The sequence below is a fragment of the Streptomyces sp. NPDC001880 genome, assembly GCF_053594575.1.
In genome coordinates this window covers 1-1,572 of the sequence record NZ_JBSFET010000275.1, presented here as the reverse complement: position 1 = coordinate 1,572, position 1,572 = coordinate 1, and the positions used below count along the sequence as shown (strand labels likewise).

Here is a 1,572-nt window from a genome sequence, read left to right as displayed (position 1 = left end):
GAATACGAGACCAACTACTACCTCACCACCGCGAAACCCCAGGCCAAATCCACAATCTGAGATCTCTACCGAACCCGGGGCGGTTCAACTTAGTGCTTTGGTGTGCGTTTGACTCTTTTGGGTTTGGTGGCGCCAACAAGAGTGATGGCCGCGGTGGGTGGACGGTCTGCAGCCCGGTGGGCGGCACGTTTGAGGGGCCAGCTGGCGACTTTGCGTTTGATGACGCGGGGGTTGGACCGGCGGCGTCGCGGTGGCAGGGGGCGTTCGAGAAGTTCAGCGTGGGTGGCTTTGATCGCGCGGGCGAGTCTGCCGGGGGGAAAACGCCGCCTGGTCGGTGACCTGGCGGCGCACGACGCGCAGTGAGCGGGTGAAGGAGATCCGGTCGGGATCCTGGTCGGCTTGTCGTGCGGTCTGGTGCATCAGGTGCCGGATGGCGTGGTGGACGAGCAGGAAGCCGTAGAGTTCCTGCTCGGCTCCCTCGGGGCGCTGTGAACGCAGTACCAGGTGTGGCCCGCCGAGGTGGGTCTTGATTTCGTCGAGGGTGGACTCGAACTCCCATCGCTGGGCGTAGAGTTCGGCCAGTTCCGTGGCTGGGGCCCTGCCCGGGTCGAGGATCGTGGTGATGAGCCGGTAGGCGCCCTCGTGGCCGGCGATGGTGTACTCCACCGCGCGTACCGGCACCCCGCGACGGATGTGGTGGATGTCGCTGCGGTCGAAGATCTCGGTGAGGTAGGAGCCGTCCGACAGTTGCTCGACCACGGGCAGTACGAGGTCTTTGCGCACCCGCCACAACAGGTCCGCCCCGGTCGCCGCGGCCTCGCGCCACAGTTCCACGCCGTAGAAGCCGCGGTCGGCCAGCAGCAGCATCCCCTGCCGCAGTGACCCCAGGACCGCCCGGGCCAGAGTCTGCTCTCCGGTACGAAGAGCTGCGAGCGCGGCGTCGAAAATGACGTGGGTGCCGCACTCCACCAAGCCGACCATGCGGATCTGCGGGTAACCGACGTCCTGTTCGCCCCGCCCGGAGCGGGGCGGACGGCCGAACGCCTCCACGTTCGCGTTCGTGTCGGGCAGGTCGAACGTGGTCCCGTCGATCGCAGTCAGCCGCCAGCCGCGATAGAAGGCGCCCACCGTGCCTGGTGCGGCGACCGGACGGCACACCCGCACGAACAACAGCCGCAACGGCGCCACACCCAACCGTGACCTGGCCTTCCAGATCGCCGCCGAACTCGGCACCACCCACGAGCCACGCCAACGCCGCACACCCTGCAAACCCGCGGTCAGCAGCCGGGCGACCTCCTCATAGCTCTGACCGGAGAACAGGCACATCGCCAGCACGAAGTAGACCACCAGCCGGGCCGGCAACAGCCGGTTCCGCTGCTGCACCCGGCCCGTCTCCGCCAGCACCTCATCGACCAGCGACTGAGGAAACGCCTGCGTCAGCACCCCGACCGCGACCCGATCCGACAGCCGCTCACCAGATGACTTCAGTTGACCCGCCCTTGGCACATCAACAACAACGACCAGATCGCCCCTAAGTTACCGGTATTGGCACTAGCCTCGCCGTTTCGGTTG

At 66.7% G+C, this 1,572-nt stretch carries 1 protein-coding gene; it reads right to left on the bottom strand.

Going from position 1 to position 1,572, the window contains the following annotated elements:
- Window positions 1-273: 273 nt before the first annotated feature.
- Entirely contained in the window at window positions 274-1,506 is a 1,233-nt protein-coding gene (locus tag ACWCQ6_RS37210; RefSeq protein ID WP_451096927.1) for an IS4 family transposase, read from the bottom strand.
- Window positions 1,507-1,572: the final 66 nt, after the last annotated feature.